The following is a 22,960-nucleotide window of genomic DNA, read 5'->3' as shown; positions in this document are numbered from 1 at the left end:
TCAACTCATAATAAATTATTTTGATAATTAACATATAACCAAAAAGAACTTCACAGCGGGTTTTTATGGGAATAACGTTAACTCACTCACCGACCCCTTCTCCAGGCGGAGGTAAACGAACCCCTTCTTGATCTGCCTGGAGCCTGTATCCCATGGTCTTTACCACCCCCTTCAAGCGCCTGCTCCTGGGCACCGCCCTCGCCTTCAGCCTGATCGGCAGCAGCCATGCCGCCGACCTGCAACCGCTGCGCGTGGCCAATCAGAAATCCACGATCAAGGCGCTGCTGGAAGTCTCCGGCGAAGCCAAAAATGTGCCTTATCAGATTCAATGGTCGGAGTTCCCTTCTGCCTCTCCGCTGGGCGAAGCACTGAACGCTGGCGCCGTGGACATCGGCGCCCTCGGTGACGCGCCCTACGTGTTCGCCCTGGGGGCCGGTGCTTCGCTCAAGGTGGTCAGCATCATTCACGCCGAAGGCCGAAACACCACGGCGGTACTGGTGCCCAAGGACTCGCCGATCAAAACCGTCGCCGACCTCAAGGGCAAGAAAATCGTCACCGGGCGCGGTTCCATCGGCCATTACCTGGCGATCAAGGCCCTGGCCACCGCCGGGCTGACCACCCAGGATGTGCAATTCATTTTCCTGCTGCCGAGCGAGTCGCGCCTGGTGCTGGATAACGGCACCGCCGACGCCTGGGCCACCTGGGACCCGTACACCACCGTGGTCACCTCGCAAAGCCAGGCCCGCGTGCTGATCAGCGGCAACAAGCTGTTGAGCAATCACCTGTACCTCGCGGCCACCAGCCAGGCCATCGCCGACAAGCGCGCGCAACTGGATGACTTTGTCGCCCGTCTTGATCGCGCCTATGCCTGGGCCAACGTGCACCCCAATGAATACGCGGCCGCCCAGGCCAAGATCACCGGCCTACCGCTGGCCGTACATGTGGAAGTCGCCAAGGACACCCACCTGACCCCAGTCGCCATCGACGACGCGGTCATCAGTGGCCTGCAAGCGACCGCCGACACCTACCAAAAAGAAGGCCTGTTGCTCAAGCATATCGACGTGTCACAGGGCTTTGACAAGAGCTTCAACGCCAAGCGTGTCCCCCTTTCCCAAGCCTCGCGCTAATCAGGAGCAGAACATGAGCAAGCCACGCCATTTAAAATTGGGTGCAATGGTTCACGGTGTCGGTCACGGCTGGGGCGAATGGCGCCACCCGAACGCCCAACCCAACGCCAGCACCAGCTTTGATTTCTACAAACAGCAGACTGAACTGGCCGAAGCCGCCAAGTTCGACTTCGTGTTTATCGCCGACAGCCTGCATATCCACGCCAAATCCAGCCCGCATTACCTCAACCGTTTCGAGCCGCTGACCATCCTGTCGGCGCTCGCAGCGATCACCACCCACATCGGCCTGGTGGCGACCGTGACCGTCAGCTACACCGAACCCTACCAGGTGGCGCGCCAGTTCTCGTCCCTGGACCATATCAGTGGCGGCCGTGCCGGCTGGAACGTGGTCACCTCTTGGCTGAGCGGCACCGCTGACAACTTCGGCAAGGCCGAGCACCCACCCCATGCCGTGCGCTACCGCATCGCCAAGGAACACGTGAACGCGGTCAAGGGCCTGTGGGATTCCTGGGAAGACGATGCCTTTGCCTACAACAAGCAATCCGGCGAATTCTTTACCCCAAGCAAGCTGCATGCGCTGAATCACAAGGGCGAGTTCTTCTCGGTAAAAGGCCCGCTGAACATCGCGCGTTCACGTCAGGGCCAGCCGGTGATTTTCCAGGCCGGCACCTCCGAAGATGGACGCAACTTCGCCGCAGAAAACTCCGACGCGATCTTTGTGCATGTGGACAGCATCGAGGAAGGCCTGGCCTATGCCCAAGACCTGAAGCGCCGCGCCAAAGACTTTGGGCGTGACGCCAACAGCCTGTCGATCCTGCCGGGTATCCGCCCGATTGTCGGCCGCGACCAGGCCGAAGTGGAGAGCCGCTACCAGCAGGCCGTGGACCTGGTCACCGTGGAGGATGCGATCGTCGCCCTCGGCCGCCCATTCAACGACCACGACTTCAGCAAGTACCCATTGGACGCGCCGTTCCCGGAACTCGGTGACCTGGGTTCCAACAGCCAGAAAGGCGGTTCCGACCGCATCAAGCAACTGGCCAAGGACGAAGGCCTGACCCTGCGTGAAGTGGCCCTGCGCTTCTCGCGCCCCAAACGCGATTTTGTCGGCACCCCGGAGCAAGTCGCCGATGCGATACAGACCTGGTTCGAAACCGGCGCCAGTGATGGCTTCATCATCAATTCGGTCCTGCCGGATGGCTTGCAGTACTTCACCGAGCTGGTGGTGCCGGTGTTGCAGCAACGCGGCCTGTTCCGCACCGACTACAGTGGCCAGACCCTGCGCGACAACCTGGGCCTGGCGGTGCCGGTCAACCGCTACAGCGTCGCCGCCGAGGTTGAAGAGCAGCAGGAGGCGCTGGCATGAGTGAATCCCTCAACCGTCAGTTGGCCGACTTGCACGCCGAGCGCGTTGCGACCTGGGCGCCGGAGTCGCTGAAGATCAATATCGACCAGCGCCAGCGCCTGGTGGATGAAGCGCGACCCGACGACTACGTACAGGTGGGCGACGAACTGGACCCGTTCACCCTGCTCACCGTAGAAGGCGGCGAGTTGAACCGTGAGCTGCTGCTGGCCGACGGCCCGGCGGTGCTGGTGTTCTTCCGCTTTGCCGGCTGCCCGGCCTGCAACATCGCCCTGCCCTATTACGAGCGCCAACTCTACCCACGCTTGCGCGAACTCGGTGTGCCGCTGGTAGCGGTGAGCCCGCAGGTGCCGGAACGCCTGGTGGAGATCAAGACCCGTCATAACCTGCAGTTGCTGGTGGCCAGTGACCCCGACAACAACCTCGGCCGACGCCTGGGCATTCTCTACAGTTTTGATGAGGCGTCGCGCAACGCCGCATTGGCCAAGGGTAACCCCATCGGAGAAACCACAGGTACCGGCACCTGGGAATTGCCGCAACCAACGGTGGTGGTGATTGCCAGGGATGGCAGCGTGGCGTTTGTGGAAGTGAGCCCGGATTGGTTGGTGCGCACGGAAGCTGAGCCGGTGCTGCAAGCCGTTGAACGGCTGCTTGCCCAACAGCCTGTGCAACTCGCGATTTAAGGACACGCCCATGAGCCAATCCTCGCAACCTTCCTTACGCTCCGTGGAAGTCGCCCACTTCGACGCCCTGCTCGAACGCCTCACCACCGAGCTGGCCAGCACCGCGCACGTCTATGACGAAAGCGGCGCTTTCCCCCATGCCAACTTCCAGTTACTGCACCAGCATGGCCTGGTCGCCCTCACCGTGCCCAAGGCCCTGGGCGGCGGCGGTGCCAGCCTGCCACAGGCGCGCAAGGCCATCAGCGCGATTGCCAAGGGCGAACCGTCCACCGCGCTGATCCTGGTGATGCAGTACCTGCAACACACACGCCTGCAAGACAGCAAGACCTGGCCCGCCCACCTGCGCACCCAAGTGGCCGAAGACGCCGTGCGCAACGGCGCACTGATCAACGCCCTGCGCGTCGAACCCGACCTTGGCACCCCGGCCCGTGGTGGCCTGCCGGCGACCACTGCGGTGCGCACCGCCGAGGGTTGGCGCATCAGCGGCCGCAAGATCTACTCCACCGGCAGCCACGGCCTGAGCTGGTTCAGCGTGTGGGGCCGCAGTGACGATGCCGACCCCCTGGTAGGCGCCTGGCTGGTGCCCAAAAACAGTTCCGGCGTGACCATCATCGACACCTGGGACCACCTGGGCATGCGCGCCACTTGTAGCCATGAAGTGGTGCTCGACAACGTACTGGTGCCGCTGGACCACGCCGTCAGCGTCAGCCCCTGGAGCGCGCCGTCGCCGGAGCTGGATGGCGAAGGTTTCCTGTGGATGTCGGTGTTGTTGTCCTCCGTATACGACGCCGTCGCCCAGGCTGCGCGGGACTGGCTGGTGAACTGGTTGGAAGAACGCGCACCGTCCAACCTCGGTGCTGCGCTGTCGACCCTGCCGCGCTTCCAGGAAACCGTCGGCCATATCGACACCCTGCTGTTCGCCAACCGTAGCCTGCTCGACGCTGCCGCCGAAGGCCACACCCCCGCCGCCCATGCGGCCCAGTTGAAGTACTTGGTGACCAACAATGCGATTCGCGCCGTGGAGCTGGCCATCGAAGCCTCGGGCAACCCCGGCCTGTCGCGCCATAGCCCGTTGCAACGGCATTACCGCGACGTGCTGTGCAGCCGCGTGCATACCCCGCAGAACGACGCCGTATTGCAAGGCGTCGGCAAAGCCGTCTTCGCCCAACGCCAGAAGGAACGCACATGAGTCAGGTGATTATCGCCAGCCAGCTGGACGAAGATTTCAATGAAGTGATTCGCGAGCGCCTGGCAAAGATCCATCCCGAGGCCCAGGTGATCGGCGTGCCCGTTGGCGTACCGAGCGACCTGCCGCCCCAGGCCAATATCCTGCTGCTGCGCCCGATCAATGTGCGCGGCTACACCGCACCGGACACCCCACCACCGGGTTGGCCGTACGGCGCGCAATGGGTGCACCTGGTGTCGTCGGGCATCGATTTCTACCCGCAGTGGCTGTTCAACGGCCCGCCGGTGACCACCTCCCGTGGCAGTGCCGCTGACAACCTGGCCGAGTTCGCCTTGGCCGCGATCTTTGCCGCCGCCAAGCATTTGCCGGACATCTGGGTAAAGGATTCGCAGTGGAATTTCACCGCGTTGCGTCCACTGAAGGGCACCACCCTGGGCATCCTGGGGTTTGGTGCGATAGGCGAACGCCTCGCGCAAAAAGCCCTGGCCCTGGGGATCAAGGTCGTAGCGCTGCGCCAAAGCCAGGCGCCGTTCAGCGCGGGCGTCGACGCCGCCCAGGACATCCACGACCTGTTCGCCCGCGCCGATCACCTGGTGGTGGCGGCACCGCTGACCGAGTCCACGCGGCAGCTCATCAACCGTGACGTGCTGGGCAGCGCCAAGCCGGGGTTGCACCTGATCAATATCGCACGCGGTGGGTTACTGGATCAGGAGGCCCTGCTGGAAGCGCTGGACAATGGTCAGATAGGGCTGGCATCGCTGGATGTGACCGAGCCGGAGCCGCTGCCCGATGGGCATCCTTTGTACAGCCATCCGCGTGTGCGGTTGTCACCGCATACCTCGGCCATTTCGACCAACAGCAAGGAGGAGATTGCCGAGACGTTTTTGGCCAATCTGGAGCGGTATGTCGCCAATGTTGAGCTCTACAACCGCGCCAATTGATCGCCGTCTACTTGATGCGGTAGTGGAAGGTATTGCGCACTGCCGGCACAGGCACGGGCTTTCCATCGACGATCCTCGGCTGGTAGCGAAAGGTATTCGCCGCCGCCAGTGAAGGCCGCATGAACAGCGGATGGCAGCCGTCCAGCACCTTGGAATTTTCGACACGCCCTTGGGTGTTGACGGTGTACTCCACCGAACAATCGCCTTCGATGTTTTTGTCCAGGGCACGCTCCGGATAGTCCGGCGCCTCTTTGCTCAAGGGTTGGTACTGGCGGCTGTCGAAGGCCGGCGCGGCGGCCGGTGCTGCAGGGCGTGCGCGTTCCGCAGCGAGGCGCTCCTGGGCCAGGCGCTGCTGTTCCAGCTCGCGATTGCGCTGTTCAGTGGCCAGGCGCTCCTGTTGCTGGTCCAGCTGCTTTTCCTCGACCCGCTTGCGCGCCAAGGCGGCTTTTTCCAGTTTTTGTGCCTGGATCTGTGGATCGATCACCGGTTTCGCCGGCACGGGAATCACCACAGGCTCCGGCGCAGGCGCTGCGACGGCCACAGGCTCAGGCACGGGAGCTGGCGTCGGCGCTGGCGGCATCATCACCAACTGGGTATGCATCACCCTCGGCGTTTCCATCGGCGGTCTATCTGTCGACCCGCCCAGCATCAGCGCCGCCAGGACGCCCACATGCAGCGCCACCGCGAGGCTGGCCGCCACGCTGTTTCTCCAGAACCCGGAAGACTCCCCAGGCGCCACCGCCAGCATCGGACTGTGCATGATCATCGCCGTCATTGCGGGGCCTCGGTCACCAACCCCAGATTGCTGACACCGCCCTTCTGCAACACCGCCATGGCCGCCACGACCCGGCCGTAGCCCGCGTTGTCGTCGGCGCGGATATACACCTGGGTGTCGCTGCGCGCCGCCACCACCTGCATGACCTTGGCGCCCATTTCATCCAGGGTCACGGCGCTGTCGGTCTGGTGGGTGGTGTCGAGTTCGCCGCCCAGGTTCCAGTAGTAGCCGCCGTCGGCCTTCACTGACAGCGTGAGGATCTGTTGGCGGGTGTCGGTGGCCAGGGCCTCGGCGGCGACCTTGGGCAGCTCGATTTTTACGCCTTGGGTCAGCATCGGCGCGGTGACCATGAAGATCACCAGCAGCACCAGCATCACGTCGATGTAAGGCACCACGTTCATCTCGGCCTTGGGCCCGTGCTTGCGTTGCGGCCTGGTCAACATCGGTTTGCTCCTTGCTCAGGCGGCCACGGCCAGGTTGATCGGCGTACCGCGCAAGGTGCGGTGCAGGCGCACTTGCAGCTCGTTGCCGAAGGCGTAGTAGCGGGTCAGCAGAGTCTGGCCACGTGCGGCGAAACGGTTGTAGGCAATTACCGCCGGGATCGCGGCAAACAAGCCAATGGCGGTGGCGATCAGTGCTTCAGCAATGCCCGGCGCCACGGTGGACAGCGTGGCCTGCTGCACTTGGGACAAGCCGATAAAGGAATTCATGATGCCCCACACGGTGCCGAACAGGCCGATGTAGGGGCTGACCGAACCCACGGTCGCCAGAAATTGCAGGCCCTTTTCCAGCTCGATTTCCTGCTCGGTAATCGCCACCTGCAACGCGCGCTCGACCCCTTCCAATACGGCCGGATCGTGGCCCTGCAGGTGCTGGTATTCCTGCACCCCGGCGATAAAGATCGGCGCAATGCCGCCCTCGCCCGCCTGCACGGTTTCGCGGTACAGCGGCTGCAAGTCCGCAGCGCTACGAAAGCGCAGCACAAAACCCTTCAACTGGCGCTCCAGGCGGCGCAACACACTGGCGCGCTGGATGATCAGGTACCAGCTGAGCAAGGAGGCCAGCAGCAACGTCACCATCACCGCCTTGACCAACAGGCTGGCGTCACTGATCAAACCCCAGATCGTCATATGTTCCATCGTCGCGTGCATGGTTAAGCTCCTATTCGATTAAAAAGTGATGACCGGGTGATGACGCCTACGGCAATTTAAGTGCGCGGGTCACCTCAGCCCAAGGCACGAACTTGAAGTTCTGGGTCTGCTCGGGCATGCGCTTGCGGCCGTCCTGCACCACCAGCAGGCCTTTGCTCCAGGGTCCGCCGAGGTTGATGGCGGTGACTTCCAGGCCATCGGTTTCCGAAGCACCATCAATCCCCGCTGCCGCATTCAGGCCGACACGGAAGGCGCCGTGGGTGGCGAACGGTGGCTCGGCATCCAGCACCAGGTAGCTGTCATTGCCTTGGCTGGAGACCACCAGGTAGTCGCGTTCATGGCTCTGGTAGAGCGCCAGGCCCTCGACATCCGCATGCAACTGCGGGCCGACCTTGATCACGCTGGTGAGCGTGGCCGGTTGGTCAGCACGGGCATCCACCGCCCAGACGCCGACGTCTTCTTCACCAATGAACAGGCGCTGGCGCTGGTCATCGGCCACGCAGCCCTCGGGTTGGCTGTCGACTTTGAACTGGCGCACCAACTCGCCCTGCACCCGGCCGTCCGGCGCGCTCAAGCGGTATTGCAGGAAGGTCCCGTCCTTGCCATTGGCGATCGCGTAGATCTCACCGCTGGCAGGCTGGAACAGGCAGATGCCGTAGATTTCCTTGAGCGGCGTCGGCACTTCACCGGCGTCGCGCAGTTCGCCGCTCTGGCGGTCGATGCTGAACAGGCTCAGGCTGTTGTGATCGCGATTGCTCGCCACGGCCAGATCGACTGTGTGCGCGCCGAGCTTGAAGTTGGGGCGCACATCGACGTTATTCAGGCGGCCGACCGCCAGTTCCTGCAGCAGCTTGCCATCGAGGTCATAGGCCAGCAGGCCCTGCTTTTTGTTGGTGCCCAGCACGCGGCTTTTGGCAGGTTGTTCGGGGTGAATCCAGATCGCCGGGTCATCCGCCGCATCCCCCTGGCGACCGACCGGGTCGGTCTGGCGCAGGGCGGCGACTTCCGGCAACACCGGCTCGGCGGCCACAGGCTTGGGCTTCCAGTCGAACGTGCCCTGGTAGAGTTTTCCGGTGTCGTCATCCCGCACCAGCACATGCTGGCCGTTGACGCTCAGTTGCTCCGGCTCTTTCAAGCCTGGCAGCGTCAGGCTGCCCTGTTCGACCCAACGCTCGCCGGTTTGCTGGAACAGATGCAGTTGGGCGGTCTTAGGGTCCAGCGCCACCACCCCGCCCGGCACCAGCGCCATGGCGCCGGCCTCGCGTTTGGGGTTGTCGAACAATGCCACCGGCGTGCGTTTCACCTCCGCCTCCGGGTGCGCCGGGTAGGCCCACCAGCCGACGTTTTCTTCATTGACCAGCAACTGCTGGGTCGCGTCATCCACCTGGCAGAACTGTGCCGACGGCGGCAATGGCAAACCGCGCACGCGCTGAGGCTCGCCTAACAACGTCGAACCGTTGCCTACCAGCCATTGCTCGCCCTTGCCCTCTTCCCCCACCAGGAACACAAACAGGTTGGCAGCTGCGTCGCGGAACAGGCACAGGCCATTGACCGGGTAGTCGCGGGTGGGCAGGTACAGCGGTTTGCCAAAGGTTTTGCTCGCGGCATAAAGGCTCACCAACAGCGCTTGCTGGCGGTCGTTGTCGAGGCTGGCTACCAGCACCTGGGTGCCAGCAGCGCGGGTGTCAAGGCTGCTGAAATTGCCTTTGAAGCGGGCAATCTCGGCACCTTGGTGGTCGAGCAATTGCAGGCCGTCGCGGGTGCTGGCGGTCAGGCGTTCAGTGCGGCCCGGCAGAAAAGCCAGCGCTTGCGCATTCAGGCTCGGCGCCCAAGGCGTCAGCGCCAGGTCAGCGGCCATGATCGGCGAGCAAGCAGCCAACGCGATCAGCAGGTACAGCTTGGAAATTCTCATGAACAATCAAAATCCTTGGGTCAATCAGAAATGGGTGAAGGTCAGGCCCAGCTTGTAGGTCGGGCCATACTCTTCGTACTGGCCGTTGTAGCTGCGGTGGCCGGTGTAGACGAAGTAGGACTCATCGGTAAGGTTCTGGGCCTCGAAGCTGACTTGCAGGTTCTTGGTCAGCGAATAGCGCGCGCTGAAATCGACGAAGGTCTGGGCGTCGACATGCAGGTCGTGGGCCTTGTCGTTGATCGAGGCCAGCTCAAAGAGGTAGGCCGATTTGTAGTTGGCCGAGAGACGCAGGCTGAGCTTGTCGTTTTCCCAACCCAGCATCAGGTTGCCGACGGTGTCCGACTGATTGGGCAGGCTGATGCTGCGTTTGCGATTCGCGCCGCTGGCGCTGTCGAAGCCTTCGATGTCAGCACTGGAACGGCTGAACGTGGTGTTGGCACCGACCAGCAGGCCGTTCCACGGTGCCGGCAGCCAATCGAATTTCTGTGAGTAGGCCAGTTCCAGGCCGTAGAGCTTGGCGCTGTCGCCGTTGGCGTAGGTATGCGCCTCGGAAAAGTTGGTCCAGGCCCCGGTGCCGGCCAGGTCGGTGTTGTAGACGAAGTTCTTGATGTCCTTGTAGAACACGAATGCCGATACGGTGCCGGCGCGGCCCATGAAATGTTCGATGCCCAGGTCCAGGTTGCTCGATTCCAGGGGCTTGAGGTCCGGGTTGCCAAAAGTGGCTTCGTCATCGTCGATCACGAACCCCGGCGCCAACTGGCCGAAGGTCGGGCGCACCACCGATTTGGTCCAGGCCGCACGCACCTGGGTGTTCTTGTCGATCTGGTAGCGCGCATGCAGGCCCGGCAGCCAGTGGTGATAGCGGCGCTTGGTCTCGGTAGGCGTGAACACACCATCGGTGGCGCCAGTACCCTTGGCTTCGAACTCGGTGCCCTCGTAACGCAGGCCGGCGATGAAACGCCAGTCGTCGATATCAACGGTGTTCATCAGGTAGCCGGCGTTGATGTCTTCGCGGATGGTGAAGTCGTTGACCCGGGATTCGGTTTCGTCATAGAAGTCCGCAGCGTTGAGGCTGCCGATCAGCTGCTTGATGCTGCTGGGGCTGATGCCCGGCCCGTAGTTGCCCAGGCGATAGTCGACATTGCCTTTCTGGAACTGGCTGAGGTTGAGCTGATCGGCGGTAAAACCGAGGGTGTCGAAGTCTTTGTAGACCCAGGCCTCCAGGTCGTTGTCCTTGTTGCGACGACTGACCTTGCCGCCGAACTTCACCTGAGAGGCATAGCCGCTCAGGTCGTAGTCGCGGGCCAGGTCCAGGCGCAGGTTTTTCTCGGTGTCTTTAGTGTTCTGTTTTTCCCAGTCGACCTTGTCGAGGGTGAAGTTGCGCGGGTCGTAGAAGCCGCTGCCGATGATCGGGCGGGGTTTGTCCTTGTCATAGAAGCCGCTGTTGGCAAAGTCGCCGCCGTCGAAGGTGGCACCGGCGATGTGCGCCGGGCTGTCTTCGCTGGACTGGCTGTAGCCGGCCTGGCCGCTCAGGGTCCACAGGCCGAGCATGCGCTCGCCGCCGAATACGTAGGACTGGATCTCCTGGGTTTCTTCGCGGTTCTTCAGCTTGCGCTTGGCCTCGGCATCGCCCAGTTCGCCGGCGGCCAGCGGGTCGGCAAATTCGAGGCTGGTGGCGTTGCGGGTCTCGGTGTCTTTGTAGCGGCTGTAGAGGGTGCGCAGGTAGTAGCTGCTGAGGTCATCGGGCTTGTAGTCGAAGTTCAGGCCGCCACCGGCACGTTCGCGGCTGATGTCGTAGTCGCGTTGCTCGAATTCATTGAGCTTGGCACCATTGGTGAAATCCCAGGCGCCGCCGGTTTCGACGTTGTCCGAGCCGAAGTCACGCTTCTGCCAACTCAGCGCGGCGGCCACGCCGAAATTGTCGATACCGTCGCCGAGGCTGAAACGGTTACTGGCGGCGCCGGAAAATTTGGGGCTGGTCTGGCTTGTGTTCTTGTCGTAGCTGGCCTCGGTGCTGCCGGTGTAGAACAGGCCCTTGTGGTCGAACGCCGACAGGCTTTGCACATCAACGGTGCCGCCCAGGGAGTTGGCGTCCATGTCCGGGGTGAGGGTCTTGATCACCGACAGCGACTGCACCAGCTCCGAAGGCAGCACATCGAGGGCCACCGCGCGGCGTGCGCTTTCCGGGGCGGGCACCAGGGTGCCGTTGATGGTCACGCTGTTGAGGTCCGGACCGAGGCCGCGCACGCTGACAAAACGCCCTTCGCCCTGGTCGCGCTCCACGCTGATACCCGGCAGACGCTGCGCCGCTTCCGCGACGTTTTCATCCGGCAACTGGGCCACGCCGTCGGCATGCACCACGCTCTTGATGCTGTCGGCGCTGCGTTGCTCCTTGAGCGCCTGATCAATGGCTGCCGCCTGGCCGACCACTTCGACGTGCTCGGTGTTGGCCACTTCGGCCGCCCAAAGCCGCTCGCTGGCCATCGCCAGGGCCAAGGCAGTAAGCGTGAAGCCGACGAGCCCGGTGCGCTTGTACATGCAATCCTCCCCTAGAATCCATTGGCGCCAGGCAAGAGGCCCGGCAACTGGGAGGGCACGCTAGGGGTGGGGGATGACGGTTCTGTGACAGGGGTTGGCGCAAAGCCACGTAAATCGCGGTTTTTAGCTTGTTCCGGCGAGCAAATGAGCTGAAATGACCTCGATCAAAATGTGGGAGCGGGCTTGATGTGGTGAGCAGGCTTGTCCTGCGCTGGGCTGCGAAGCAGCCCCTTGGGCCGGCGGTGAATCCGTCGGGGGGCAAGCCCCACTCACCACATCAAGGCAGCTCCCAGATTGGATCTGTGTCAGGAGAAAAAATGTGTGTATGCCATGAGCTGATTCGACCCCTCCCCACCGTCACGCAACCGTCACATCCATCTGCTGTGCTGGCGCCCATCGCTTTTTTGCCCAAGGACTCGCGGCCATGTTTTCCGTGCTCAAACCCCACCGCTGGAAACTCTCCCTGCTGCTGATCGCCGCCAACCTCGGGCTGATCCTGCACCTGGCCTGTGGGGAGCTCAAGAGCTTCAGCGAATGGGTGTGGCTGGATATCTTCGGCGAAGGCGGCTCCGCGCTGTTGGCGTTGGTGTGGCTGGGCCTGGTGCTGAAAAGCCGCCCCGCCGGGCGCGTCACCAACTACCTGGCGCTGGGCCTGTCGTGCATATTTTTCTCCTGGTGGATCGACAGCCTCGATGAGTTCATCCGCCTGCCCGACAGCATCACCTGGGATCACTGGCTGGAGTCCGGGCCGATGCCGGTGGGCATGATCCTGCTGACCATCGGCATCTACCACTGGCACCGCGAACAACTGGCGATCAGCGCGCAGATGGAAAAGCGCGAGCGGTTGTTCCGCGAACACCGGCTGTTCGACAAACTCACGCCGCTGGCCGGTGCCGACTACCTCAAGCGCCAGTTGGCCGACAGCCTGCACGACAGCCACGCGCAGCAACAGCCGCTGTCGTTGCTGGCCCTGGATCTGGACAACTTCGCCGCCATCAACCAGGCCTACGGGCATGCCGAAGGCGATGCGGTGTTGCAGGCGCTCAGCCATTTGCTGTTGCTCAACCTGCGCCGCCAGGACCTGCTGTGCCGCCTGGCGGGTGACCGGTTTGTGGTGCTGTTGCCCAACACCGGCGAGCGCCAGGCCAAGGAGCTGGCGCTGGAGTTGCAGCAGGCCGTGCGCGGCCTGGCCCACAAGACCCGGCTGCACGGTGAGCGCCTGCAACTGGCGGCGACCATCGCCGTGGTCATGGCCCTGGACGAGCCGCCCCACGACTTGCTCAAGCGCCTCAACCTGGCCCTGGCCAGGGCCAAGCAACCCCTGGCGAAAAGTGCCTGAGATGGCCGTCAAGACCAGTTGGTATGAAGCGGACAGTCGCTTCATCCCCGGGCACTACCAACCCGCCACGCTGATCGACCTGGCCCTGTCCCGGGACATCGACAGCCACCGCCTGCTGCGCGGCACCGGCTTGTTCCACGAAGACATCCTGGCCGGCACGGCGCGGCTGAGTCCGCAGCAGTTCCTCGGTTTGATCGGCAACAGCCGCAAACTGCTCGACGCCGACGACAGCAGCTTCCTGTTTGGCCAACGCCTGTTGCCCGGCTATTACGGCGCCGCCAGTCACGCGTTGGGCCATGCGCAGAACCTGCACCAGGCACTCGACATCCTGATCCAGCAACAGGTGCTGCTCAGCCCGTTGGTGACGCTGCAACTGGAACTGGATGAGCACCACGCCTACCTGTACTGGCTGGACAGTTGCGGTGCCGGTGAACACTGGCGCTTCTTGCTGGAAGCCAGCATGACCTCACTGGTTGCCATGAGCCAATGGCTCAGTGGCGAGCGCCTGCCATGGACGGCCAGCTTCAGCCATGCCGAGCCGCGCTATGTCGAGCAATACTGGGTGAACTTGGGGGAAGACACGCGTTTCGAGCGACCGCTGGACATGCTGAGCATCCCCCGCCAATACCTCACCCGTGCCTGGCCGGGCGCCTCGGCCACCGCCGGCCAGGTGGCGCGCCAACAAGCGCGCGAGCAGATCGAACAGCTGGGTTTCACCGGCAGTTTTCTGGATTGTCTCTACGACTACCTGCGCGATCAGGTGCGTCAGCCGCCGAGCCTGGAACAGGCCGCGCACGCCTTCGCCATGAGCCCCGCGACCCTCAAGCGCAAGCTGCATAAGCACGACACCGGTTTTCAGCAGCAGGTCGACCGTGTGCGCAAGCAAGTGGCGCTGCACCTGTATCAGGTCAAGGGCTACAGCAATGACGAAGTGGCGGCGTACCTAAACTTCAACGACGCGGCGAACTTTCGCCGCTCATTCAAGCGCTGGACCGGCAGCACGCCCAACCTGATCCGCCAGCTGTTCAACAGCCGCTAGCCAGGCGTTCACGCAGGAACTCCACCAGCGCCTGCACCGGCCGCGAGCTTTGCCGGTGTTGCGGGTACACCGCCGACAATGTCAGCGCTTCGGGGGCGAACTCGTCGAGGACGGTGACCAGGCTGCCATCCTTCAAGGCATCGCCGACGATAAACGTCGGCAGGTAGGTCACACCCAAGCCGGCGATGGCGGTGTCGCGCAGCAAGTCGCCGTTGTTCACGCGCATACGCCCGCTCACATTCAGCGCCTGCAATTTGCCCTTGAAGCGCCATTGCACCTGGCGGCCATGGCCGTAGGGCAGGCAGTCGTGGTCAGAGAGGTCTTCCGGTTTTTGCGGCGTACCGCGCAGGGCCAGGTAGTCGGGGCTGGCACAGTACACCCGAGGGATGCTGGCGATACGCCGGGCAATCAAGGTGGAATCTTCCAGGGTGCCGATGCGCAGCACCAGGTCGTAGCCTTCGCCGATCAGGTCCACGGGACGGTCGCTCAAGTCGACCTCTACCGAGACTTGGGGGTGGCGCTGCAGGAACAACGGCAACAGGCAGCCCAGGTGGGCCATGGCAAACGACAACGGCGCGCTGAGGCGGAGGGTGCCACGGGGCTCGCTGTTCTGCCCGGCGATGCCCTGCTCCACTTGCTCGACTTCACCGAGCAGGCGCAAGGCGGACTCGTAGTAACTCTGGCCGAGTGGGGTGACATCAAGACGCCGCGTGGAGCGGTTGAGCAGACGCACGCCGAGGCGGTCTTCCAGCTGGATCAGGCGGCGGCTGACGAACTGCTTGGACAGGCCCAGTTGCTCGGCGGCGGCAGTGAAACTGCCGGATTCCATGACCTGGCAGAACAGGCGCATGTCTTCGAAGGGGTTCATTGTCGCTTCTCGGTGGACGATGGGCTGTTTTATAACCGGTTAGTCGCAACACCACAAAGCAAAATGTGGGAGCTGGCTTGCCTGCGATAGCGGTGTACCAGCCAACATTTCTGTCGACTGACACACCGCCATCGCGGGCAAGCCCGGCTCCCACAGGGTTTTGCGGTGTTTTTCGGGTGGGTTACTTGGTAAACGCCGAGTAGCTGTTCATCAGGTTGCGGTAGTTGGGAATGCGCGGCGACAGCAGGTTGGCCAGGCCTTCCATGTCGTTGCGCCAGTCGCGCTGCAATTCGCAGGCAACCGCGAACCAGTTCACCAGTTGTGCCCCGGCGGCGGTCATGCGTGCCCAGGCCGCCTGTTGCACGGTTTCGTTGAAGGTGCCCGACGCATCGGTGACCACGAACACTTCAAAGCCTTCCTCCAGCGCACACAGGGTCGGGAACGCCACGCACACATCGGTCACCACACCGGCGATGATGATCTGCTTGCGGCCGGTGGCCTTGACGGCCTTGACGAAATCTTCGTTGTCCCAGGCGTTGATCTGGCCAGGACGGGCGATGTATGGCGCGTCCGGGAACAGTTCTTTCAGCTCTGGTACCAGTGGGCCGTTGGGGCCGCTTTCGAAGCTGGTGGTGAGGATGGTCGGCAGGTTGAAGAACTTCGCCACATCGGCCAGGGCCAGGACGTTGTTCTTGAATTCGTTGGGCGAGAAATCCTGCACCAGGGAGATCAGGCCAGTCTGGTGGTCGACCAACAGTACAACGGCGTCATCTTTGTTCAAACGAGGGCTAGCCATGGTTAAACTCCTTACGGGGATGGGAAATCAGAAAGCAAAGCACGAACAGCCAAACGCACCCCAGAACCCCTGGAAGTCGCTGACCGGCACGCTGGAAAGCCGCGCCTTTTCATGGCTGTGGGAGTGCACGCCGCACGGGCCGCTGCATTGGTGAACCTGAGCCTGCAACGGCGAGCTTGGGCGCCAGTGACCCGGCACCTTGACCACCGGCGACCAGTCCGGCAGCACCGGCACGCGGGGCGGTGCGAAATCTTCGAAGTCACCGGCGCCGTAGACCACCTTGCCGCCAACCACGGTGAGCACCGATTCAATCCACTTGATCGCTTCTTCATCGACACTGAAGAAGTCCGCTGACAACGCGGCCACGTCCGCCAGTTGGCCAACCTTGATCTGGCCCTTCTTGCCCTGCTCGGACGAGAACCAGGCGCTGCCATGGGTGAACAGTTCCAACGCAGTGAGGCGCGGCAGGCCTTCGGCGTGCAGCTCCAGGCCGCCAACGGTGCGACCGCTGACCATCCAGTACAGCGAAGTCCACGGGTTGTAGCTCGACACCCGCGTCGCATCGGTGCCCGCGCCGACCGGCACGCCTTCGGCAAGCATGCGCTTGATCGGGGGCGTGGCTTCGGCCGCCTTGGCGCCGTAACGCTCGACGAAGTACTCGCCCTGGAACGCCATGCGGTCCTGGATCGCAATACCGCCGCCGAGGGCGCGCACCCGCTCGATATTTTTCGGCGTGATGGTTTCAGCGTGGTCGAAGAACCACGGCAAGCCATTGAACGGAATGTCGCGGTTGACCTTCTCGAACACGTCGAGCATGCGCGAGATGGACTCGTCATAGGTCGCGTGCAAACGGAACGGCCAGCGCTGCTCCACCAGATGGCGTACCACCGGTTCGAGTTCCTGCTCCATGGTCAACGGCAGGTCCGGACGCGGCTCCAAAAAGTCCTCGAAGTCGGCCGCCGAGAACACCAGCATCTCGCCCGCGCCGTTGTGGCGCAGGTAGTCATCGCCCTGGTGTAGGGTGACGCTGCCGGTCCAGTTCTTGAAATCGCTGAGTTCTTCCTTGGGCTTCTGGGTGAACAGGTTGTAGGCGATGCGCACCGTCAACTGTTCGTCCTTGGCCAGTTGCTCGATCACCGCGTAGTCATCGGGGTAGTTCTGGAAACCACCGCCGGCATCGATGGCACTGGTCAGGCCCAGGCGATTGAGTTCACGCATGAATTGGCGAGTCGAGTTGACCTGGTACTCCAGCGGCAGTTTCGGGCCCTTGGCCAGGGTCGAATACAGGATCATCGCGTTGGGACGCGCCACCAGCATGCCGGTGGGATTGCCGTTGCTATCGCGCACAATCTCGCCGCCCGGCGGGTTCGGCGTGTCCTTGGTGTAGCCGGCCACGCGCAGCGCGGCGCGGTTGAGCAAGGCGCGGTCGTACAGGTGCAGCACGAACACCGGGGTGTCCGGCGCCGCCTGGTTGAGTTCGTCCAGGGTCGGCATGCGCTTTTCGGCGAACTGGAACTCGTTCCAGCCACCGACCACGCGGACCCATTGCGGCGTCGGCGTGCGGTCCGCCTGGTCCTTGAGCATGCGCAAGGCATCGGCCAGGGACGGCACGCCTTCCCAGCGCAGTTCGAGGTTGTAGTTCAGCCCGCCACGGATCAGGTGCAAGTGCGAGTCGTTGAGGCCGGGGATCACTGTGCGGCCCTTGAGGTCGATGACCTGGGTGCCACTGCCGCGCAGGGCCATGGCTTCACCGTCGGTGCCCACGGCGACGAATCGCCCCTGGTGAATGGCAACGGCCGTGGCACGCGGATTTTCACGGTCCACGGTGTGGAACTGGCCATTGAACAGAATCAGATCGGCGTTCATAGGGTTTCCTTTACAGAGGCTTCAAGCCAGGGAGCGAACAGGCGGGTGGCCGCCGGCATCAACAGGTAGACCACCAGCAGCACGATGGTCAGGGTGATCAGGAAGGTGGCGACCACGTAATTGGAAAGGAACGGGTGCAGACGCAACACCGGGCCCCAGATGATTGGCACCAGCAGGGTCAGCGGCAGGATCACGAACAGGGTGACCACCGCCTGTTTCCAGCGTGGCGGCTTGGCAGCGTTTTCGGTTTCGGGGTTGAACCAGAATTCGTTGACCGCACCGATTTCGGTGTTGTCGCCGTCGGCGAGCATGGGGGAGGCTTCGGCGACCAGGGTTTTGCGTTCGGGGGAGTCGAGCCAGGTTTCGAGGTCTTCTGTGGAGCGGTAGCGTAATACGCAGGTGAACAGCGCCAGGTTGCCTTGCTTGCCGCGTACCACATCGACGCCCAGGTGGCCTGGGCGTGCGCCGGCGATGCGTACGATGCGGCGCAACCAGGCTTCGTAGTCGGCTTCTCGGCCTGGTTTGATCAGGTGTTTGACCACCAGGGTGACGACTTCGTCGGAGCCTGGTTGTGTAGCTGGGTCCATGGGGTGTCCCTCTGCCTTGATGTTTCAGCGATGAGGGAGTTTGCAGGGATTGGGAGTGCGGAAAATTGGATGTACGTGCTGTTTAGGCTGTGTTGGATGCCAGTCAAGCTAAACGCGCACGCCGAGCATGCCGGCGGTGATAACCAGTGTCACCAGCGCACCGATCCCGATCACCGTCCACGTCAAGGTCGCGCAACGTGTTTCGCTCACCCCATGGTTGCGCAGTACCCCGCGCAAACCGCAGGCCAGGTGTGCGATCAGCAGGAACACCGCCAGGGAGTAATGCGGCACCAGGCGGATACTCCAGGCATCGGCCAGCAAGCCCACCGGTTCGGCCACGGCCCAGGCGTAATCGGTGTCGGTGCCAAAGTAGCGTGCCAGGGTGAATACTGAGTTGATATGGGAGGCGATAAACAGCGCCAGGTACGCGCCGGATGCCGTCTGCAAGGCGTCCAGCAGATCGGCGCGCTGCTGGGTCCTGGGGCGGATCAGCACCAGGCCGCTGAGTATCTGGAAGAAGAACGTGACAATGATGATCGGCTCCAGCCAGCCGTTGCGGTAGACCCCGCGCAACACCTCCATCACCGCCCGATGCGCATCGCTGCCCAGCACGCCGAACAAATGGTTGAACAGATGTGGCGCCAGGAACACCAACAGGATCGCCACCGACGCAATGCCATGGGCAACCCGCAGCTTGACGTAGGTGCGCGCGTGCCGACTGAAGTCAATGCTCGGCAATGTGCTCGACACCATCGAGAAGTAGGCGATCAACGCCAGCCACAGGCCGCTCCACACCCAGAGGTCATGGCCATTGATCTTCATCAGGTACAACAACACGCCCATCAGCGTGTAGGCCGGCGGCGCGGCTACGGCCAGGCAGGCCAGGCGCCGGGCAAGTACCAGGCGTGCCGTCATCACCGGCTGCATGCCTGTGACGAAGACGCAGTAGAGCGCCAGCACCGGCACCGCATAGGCACTCAACATCAACGCCAGCGTCACCGGCGCGCCAGCCTCGGCAACATGGGCCTGGTTGCTCCATTGCAGCGCCCAGGGGTAATAGAGCACGGCAGCGAATGGCAGCAGCCAGAGCCATTCGAGCCGGGTGTGGCTGAGCTTGTGTACGTGTGACATGGCAACGTCCTTACTCATAGATTTTCCCTCGCGACCCTACGGGCTGGCCCGCGGAAAACCCAGGTCCAATCCCACGCTTTTTGCCTACTCCACTGCGCTAGAGCAACGGGATGCTGTAGCTGACAATCAACCGTGTCTCGTCCTTGTCGGCCGTGTCGTTACCGCGTAGTACTGCGCTGCGCCAGGTAAATCCCAGGCCTTTCAACGTGCCGGTGGGGATCACGTAATCCAGGCGCAAGTCGCGCTCCCATTCACGGTTGTCGCGACTCGCGGTGCGGAGATGGCTGCCGTGCAGGTAAGTCACGCTGGAGCGCAGCCCCGGCACGCCAAGGCTGGCAAAGTCATAGGCGTAGCTGCCGACGGTGGCCTGCTCGCCTGCATTCACGAACTTCAGCGACTGGGAATTGGTGATCAGGTACAGGGAGCGGCCCTGGCCCTGGTTGATGTGCGGGAAGTCACTTTGCCCGCTGGTTTTCTGGTAGCCGAGGCTCAGCGAGTGCCCGCTCAAGGCATAGGTGAACATCGCGCTCCACAGGCGGTTGTCGACCTTGCCCGCATTGACGCCCGGCCCGTAGTAACCCGAGCTGACATAACCTTCGCCGCGCCCGGCAGCGCTGCCATTCTTGCCGTCGGCGGTGCTGTAGAAATACCGCAGGTCGCTCTTGAGTTGGCCCACCGGCAGTTGCCAGTTGTGCACCAATCCGAGGAAATGCTGCTGGTAGAAATTCTCGAGGCTCGCGTAGTAGTACTGCACCTGCAACTGCTTGCTGACGGCGTAGTCCACGCCGCCGTAATAGAACTGGTTGCTCGCCTTACCTTTGATGGGGTCGTTGGCACCGGCAATCGACAGCCCTTGGCCATTACTGGAGTTACGGTCCATCACCTGCTCGATTTTGCCAGCGATCAGGTTGACGTCCTTGAAGTCCTTGGACTCCACTTGATACCCCCGGAAGGTCTGGGGCAACAGGCGACCGTCTTCGGTGGTCAGGATGGGCAGCTTGGGCATCAGGCTGCCGGCCTTGAGTTGGGTCTGGGCGATCCGCATCTTGCCGGTGACGCCGGTCTTGCTGAAGTCATGGGCGGCCTTGCCATCGTCCAGCGGGAAGACGCTGCCGGGGGTGTTGTCTGCGCCGGCCTTGCCCGCCCGGCCCGAAGCGTCCAGGCGCAGGCCGTACCACTCTTGCAGATCCACGCCCAGGCCGACCGTGCCCTCGGTGAAACCCGACTGGTAATTGAACATGAAGGCCTGGCCCCACTCCTTGTCCGAGGCGGCCTTGGCGTTGCGGGTGTCCTGGTTGTAATAGAAATTGCGCAGGTCGAGGCTGGCTTTGCTGTCGTCGATAAAACCTGACGCAGCCGCCTGCTGCGCGGCGCCGAGGGAGACGGCGAGCGCCAGGCAAGTCTTGTGGTTCATGAAGGCTCCGAGAAGTGATTGAGGCGATCCCGCCGGCGCCCTGTTTTTTTGTCGGCCAGGTGCTGCGGCATTCAGCGGGAGCGCGCACGGTATAGGGTTGGGGCACAGGGAAAAAGCCGGCAATACTGCCAATCACTTTTTCAGTTTGGGTAACAATCCGGCGAACGGCGAGCGTGTATCCAGCAGCGAGGTGCGGATGAAATGCAGATAGCTTTCCACCCGGCGCAACGCCGAGGTTTCGAAGTGCGCCTCGAAGGGTTCTTCGCTGTGCTGCACACACTCGATCGCCTGTTCCACCGCGGCCAATGCACGCTGCCATGGCTTATGCTCCGGTTTCAGGAACAGGCGAACCAACGCCCGCCCCATGGCGCGTACCGCTTGGCGCCAGGCAGTAGACTCGGCGTAGCAGGCCAGCGTCGGCAGCTGCGCCTGTTCGCGGCGCAGCTCGATAATCGCGTGGCCCACGTCCAGCACCACAAAGGTCCAGCGCAGCAGGCGGTGTTGCACCTGGGGCTGGCCGGCCGACAAGCCATGGGCCTGGTTCAAGAGATCACGCGTGCCGCTTTCGAAGCCTGAGCCCAGCGCCGGCAAAGGCGCGTTGATAGCGAACACAACGCGACGGCGCAGGTCCTGTTCCAGACGACGCCACAACCACGGGCTGTTGGGCGGCAGGATGATCGCCCCGGCTGCCGCGCACACCAGCATGCCAAACACCATGGCGAGGTAGTCGTTGATCAGGCCATAAGGGTTGTAGAGCGTGGGGTTGCCGGGTATCGAACTGGTGCCGAAAAACACCAGCATGCCCAGGCCGTAGCCCGCCCATTGCGGCTTGGCCAGCAGAAACGAACCGAGCATGATCACCGGCGCAATCACCAGGCACAGCAAGGGGAACCCATCGATCTGCGGGTAGACGAAGAACACTTCGAAAATGCCGATCACCGCCGCTGCCAGCGTCCCGCAGGCAATCTGGAATGACATCCGCCGGGGGTTGGTGGAGAACGCCGACAGCCCCACCGTCAGTGCAGACACCAGGCTCATCGCCGCGCCGCTGGGCCAGGCGGTGGCGATCCACAGGGCACACAACACCAGCAATACCAGCGCTGCACGCAGGCCTGCCGCAAGCGCCGCCAGCCAATTGGTCTGGGGTTGGAAGGGCTCGGCCAAGCGCTCACGCACGGGCTGATGGTCGGCCAGGGATGCATGGGTCTGGGCGTAGCGGTGCAACTCGTCGGCGAAGCGATAGAGCAGCTCGCACGCCGTGTGAAAGTCCAGCCAATCGTCGGCGTGGGGATGGGCGCGCAACAGCTCGGCGCGCAGGTGGCGGATCTGCATCGGCAACCCCTGCGTGTAGCGTTGCAGCCGTGCCGACAGGTGCGCCGCATCCAGGTCCGTCAGCACCTGGCCAGCGAACGGCTCCAGCACCTTGACCAACGCAACCAGGCCTGGGTCGACGGCGTTCAGCACTGCCGTGGCACCGCGCACCTGCAAGCGGTCCAGCAACTGATGCAGCGCGTTGAAGCGTGTGGTGATGGCCATGAACTCGACATTGAGGCGATCAAGCCGGCCCTTGCGTCTGCGCAGTGCAGGGTCTTCGAACACGCTGACGCTGCGTAACCCTTCCAGGCCCACTGCTTCGGCAATGAAGCGCAGGTTGGTGGCCTCGAATGCCGCCTGGTCGTGGCTGCCGCGCAGCCCGCTCAGCACAAATGCGGCGAAGCGGCCGAAGCGTTGATAGAGGGTATTGCGCAGGGCGGCGCCTGCCGTATTGGGCAACAGCGTTGCGCTGACCAGGGTGGCGCACAGCACGCCGAGGGTAATTTCCAGCACACGCCAGACCGCTGCCATGAACACCTGTTCCGGGTGCCCCACCACCGGCAAGCCGACCATGACCGCCGTGTACCCCGCCAGCACAAACCCGTAGGCACGAAAGTGACGATTGCGCGCCGCGCCACACGAACACACGCCCACCCACAATGCCAGGCCAGTCAGGAACAGCTCGGTGCTTTGGGCAAACAGGGCCATCAACAGCACCATGAACGCCGACCCCACCAAGGTGCCGATTACGCGATAAACGCTCTTGGCCAGGACATGCCCGCTGAACGGCTGCATCACGATAAACACCGTGGTAATCGCGGTGCTGGGCTGTGGCAATTCCAGGCGCATCGCCAGCCACAACGCGAGGTACGACGCGATCAGCACCTTGAACAGGTAGACCCACATCACCCCATCGGTGCGCGCCCATTCCAG

At 63.0% G+C, this 22,960-nt stretch carries 19 protein-coding genes; 7 read left to right on the top strand and 12 right to left on the bottom strand.

What is annotated here, in order from left to right; genetic code table 11:
• Nucleotides 1-152 precede the first annotated feature (152 nt).
• The 5 genes from HX812_RS14190 to HX812_RS14170 are packed head-to-tail and all read left to right on the top strand — an operon-like array spanning nucleotide 153 to nucleotide 5,297.
• Nucleotides 153-1,127, top strand: coding sequence for an ABC transporter substrate-binding protein (locus HX812_RS14190; RefSeq protein ID WP_038846135.1), 975 nt, complete (start codon nucleotides 153-155; stop codon nucleotides 1,125-1,127).
• Nucleotides 1,128-1,140: 13 nt separating this feature from the next.
• A complete protein-coding gene (locus HX812_RS14185; RefSeq protein ID WP_038846134.1) occupies nucleotides 1,141-2,490 on the top strand; it encodes an LLM class flavin-dependent oxidoreductase in 1,350 nt (449 codons plus the stop codon).
• Entirely contained in the window at nucleotides 2,487-3,170 is a 684-nt protein-coding gene (locus tag HX812_RS14180; RefSeq protein ID WP_038846133.1) for a peroxiredoxin-like family protein, read from the top strand. Before HX812_RS14185 ends, HX812_RS14180 begins: the two co-directional genes overlap by 4 nt.
• A gap of 10 nt (nucleotides 3,171-3,180) precedes the next feature.
• Nucleotides 3,181-4,359: an acyl-CoA dehydrogenase family protein gene (locus tag HX812_RS14175; RefSeq protein ID WP_038846131.1), complete on the top strand. Its 1,179-nt coding sequence runs from the start codon at nucleotides 3,181-3,183 to the stop codon at nucleotides 4,357-4,359.
• Nucleotides 4,356-5,297 (top strand): D-isomer specific 2-hydroxyacid dehydrogenase family protein, encoded by a 942-nt coding sequence (locus tag HX812_RS14170; RefSeq protein ID WP_038846130.1) that lies wholly within the window; start codon nucleotides 4,356-4,358, stop codon nucleotides 5,295-5,297. The genes HX812_RS14175 and HX812_RS14170 overlap by 4 nt, the downstream gene beginning before the upstream one ends.
• A gap of 7 nt (nucleotides 5,298-5,304) precedes the next feature.
• Here HX812_RS14170 and HX812_RS14165 read toward each other — a convergent pair whose 3' ends face one another.
• The 5 genes from HX812_RS14165 to HX812_RS14145 are packed head-to-tail and all read right to left on the bottom strand — an operon-like array spanning nucleotide 5,305 to nucleotide 11,673.
• Entirely contained in the window at nucleotides 5,305-6,072 is a 768-nt protein-coding gene (locus HX812_RS14165) for an energy transducer TonB (RefSeq protein WP_038846129.1), read from the bottom strand.
• On the bottom strand, nucleotides 6,069-6,515 hold the full coding sequence (gene tolR, locus HX812_RS14160; protein ID WP_016980081.1) for a protein TolR: 447 nt from the start codon (nucleotides 6,513-6,515) through the stop codon (nucleotides 6,069-6,071). The genes HX812_RS14165 and tolR overlap by 4 nt, the downstream gene beginning before the upstream one ends.
• Nucleotides 6,516-6,530: 15 nt before the next feature.
• The gene (gene tolQ, locus HX812_RS14155) at nucleotides 6,531-7,223 is read right to left on the bottom strand and encodes a protein TolQ (protein WP_038846126.1); all 693 of its coding nucleotides are present in this window, start codon (nucleotides 7,221-7,223) and stop codon (nucleotides 6,531-6,533) included.
• Nucleotides 7,224-7,269: 46 nt separating this feature from the next.
• Nucleotides 7,270-9,135: a phytase gene (locus tag HX812_RS14150; RefSeq protein ID WP_038846124.1), complete on the bottom strand. Its 1,866-nt coding sequence runs from the start codon at nucleotides 9,133-9,135 to the stop codon at nucleotides 7,270-7,272.
• A 24-nt stretch (nucleotides 9,136-9,159) separates the two neighbouring features.
• Nucleotides 9,160-11,673: a TonB-dependent receptor gene (locus HX812_RS14145; protein WP_038846122.1), complete on the bottom strand. Its 2,514-nt coding sequence runs from the start codon at nucleotides 11,671-11,673 to the stop codon at nucleotides 9,160-9,162.
• Between the two features lie 424 nt (nucleotides 11,674-12,097).
• On the opposite strand from HX812_RS14145, the gene HX812_RS14140 reads away from it, so the two are divergent.
• Nucleotides 12,098-13,012 carry a GGDEF domain-containing protein gene (locus tag HX812_RS14140; protein ID WP_038846120.1) on the top strand — a complete coding sequence of 305 codons (915 nt, stop codon included), beginning with the start codon at nucleotides 12,098-12,100 and terminating at the stop codon, nucleotides 13,010-13,012.
• A gap of 1 nt (nucleotide 13,013) precedes the next feature.
• Nucleotides 13,014-14,051, top strand: a complete 1,038-nt coding sequence (locus HX812_RS14135; protein ID WP_038846118.1) for an AraC family transcriptional regulator — start codon at nucleotides 13,014-13,016, stop codon at nucleotides 14,049-14,051.
• On the opposite strand, the gene HX812_RS14130 is transcribed toward HX812_RS14135, so the two are convergent.
• The 7 genes from HX812_RS14130 to HX812_RS14100 all read right to left on the bottom strand — a co-directional run bounded on the left by HX812_RS14130 (nucleotide 14,038) and on the right by HX812_RS14100 (nucleotide 22,933).
• The gene (locus tag HX812_RS14130) at nucleotides 14,038-14,919 is read right to left on the bottom strand and encodes a LysR family transcriptional regulator (protein ID WP_038846116.1); all 882 of its coding nucleotides are present in this window, start codon (nucleotides 14,917-14,919) and stop codon (nucleotides 14,038-14,040) included. The two genes, HX812_RS14135 and HX812_RS14130, sit on opposite strands and share 14 nt — an antisense overlap.
• A gap of 181 nt (nucleotides 14,920-15,100) precedes the next feature.
• The gene (ycaC, locus tag HX812_RS14125) at nucleotides 15,101-15,715 is read right to left on the bottom strand and encodes an isochorismate family cysteine hydrolase YcaC (protein ID WP_016980087.1); all 615 of its coding nucleotides are present in this window, start codon (nucleotides 15,713-15,715) and stop codon (nucleotides 15,101-15,103) included.
• Between the two features lie 27 nt (nucleotides 15,716-15,742).
• Entirely contained in the window at nucleotides 15,743-17,581 is a 1,839-nt protein-coding gene (locus HX812_RS14120) for an amidohydrolase (RefSeq protein ID WP_038844240.1), read from the bottom strand.
• The gene (locus HX812_RS14115; RefSeq protein ID WP_038844242.1) at nucleotides 17,578-18,168 is read right to left on the bottom strand and encodes an antibiotic biosynthesis monooxygenase; all 591 of its coding nucleotides are present in this window, start codon (nucleotides 18,166-18,168) and stop codon (nucleotides 17,578-17,580) included. Before HX812_RS14115 ends, HX812_RS14120 begins: the two co-directional genes overlap by 4 nt.
• Before the next feature lie 108 nt (nucleotides 18,169-18,276).
• Entirely contained in the window at nucleotides 18,277-19,299 is a 1,023-nt protein-coding gene (locus HX812_RS14110; protein WP_050572398.1) for a hypothetical protein, read from the bottom strand.
• A gap of 97 nt (nucleotides 19,300-19,396) precedes the next feature.
• On the bottom strand, nucleotides 19,397-20,713 hold the full coding sequence (locus HX812_RS14105; RefSeq protein WP_038844244.1) for an OprD family porin: 1,317 nt from the start codon (nucleotides 20,711-20,713) through the stop codon (nucleotides 19,397-19,399).
• Nucleotides 20,714-20,845: 132 nt separating this feature from the next.
• Nucleotides 20,846-22,933, bottom strand: coding sequence for an FUSC family protein (locus HX812_RS14100; protein WP_235165408.1), 2,088 nt, complete (start codon nucleotides 22,931-22,933; stop codon nucleotides 20,846-20,848).
• Between the last annotated feature and the right edge of the window lie 27 nt (nucleotides 22,934-22,960).

This window comes from Pseudomonas sp. IPO3749 (assembly GCF_013386605.1).
GTDB lineage: Bacteria > Pseudomonadota > Gammaproteobacteria > Pseudomonadales > Pseudomonadaceae > Aquipseudomonas > Aquipseudomonas azotoformans_A.
This window is presented reverse-complemented; position numbering and strand designations above follow the sequence as displayed.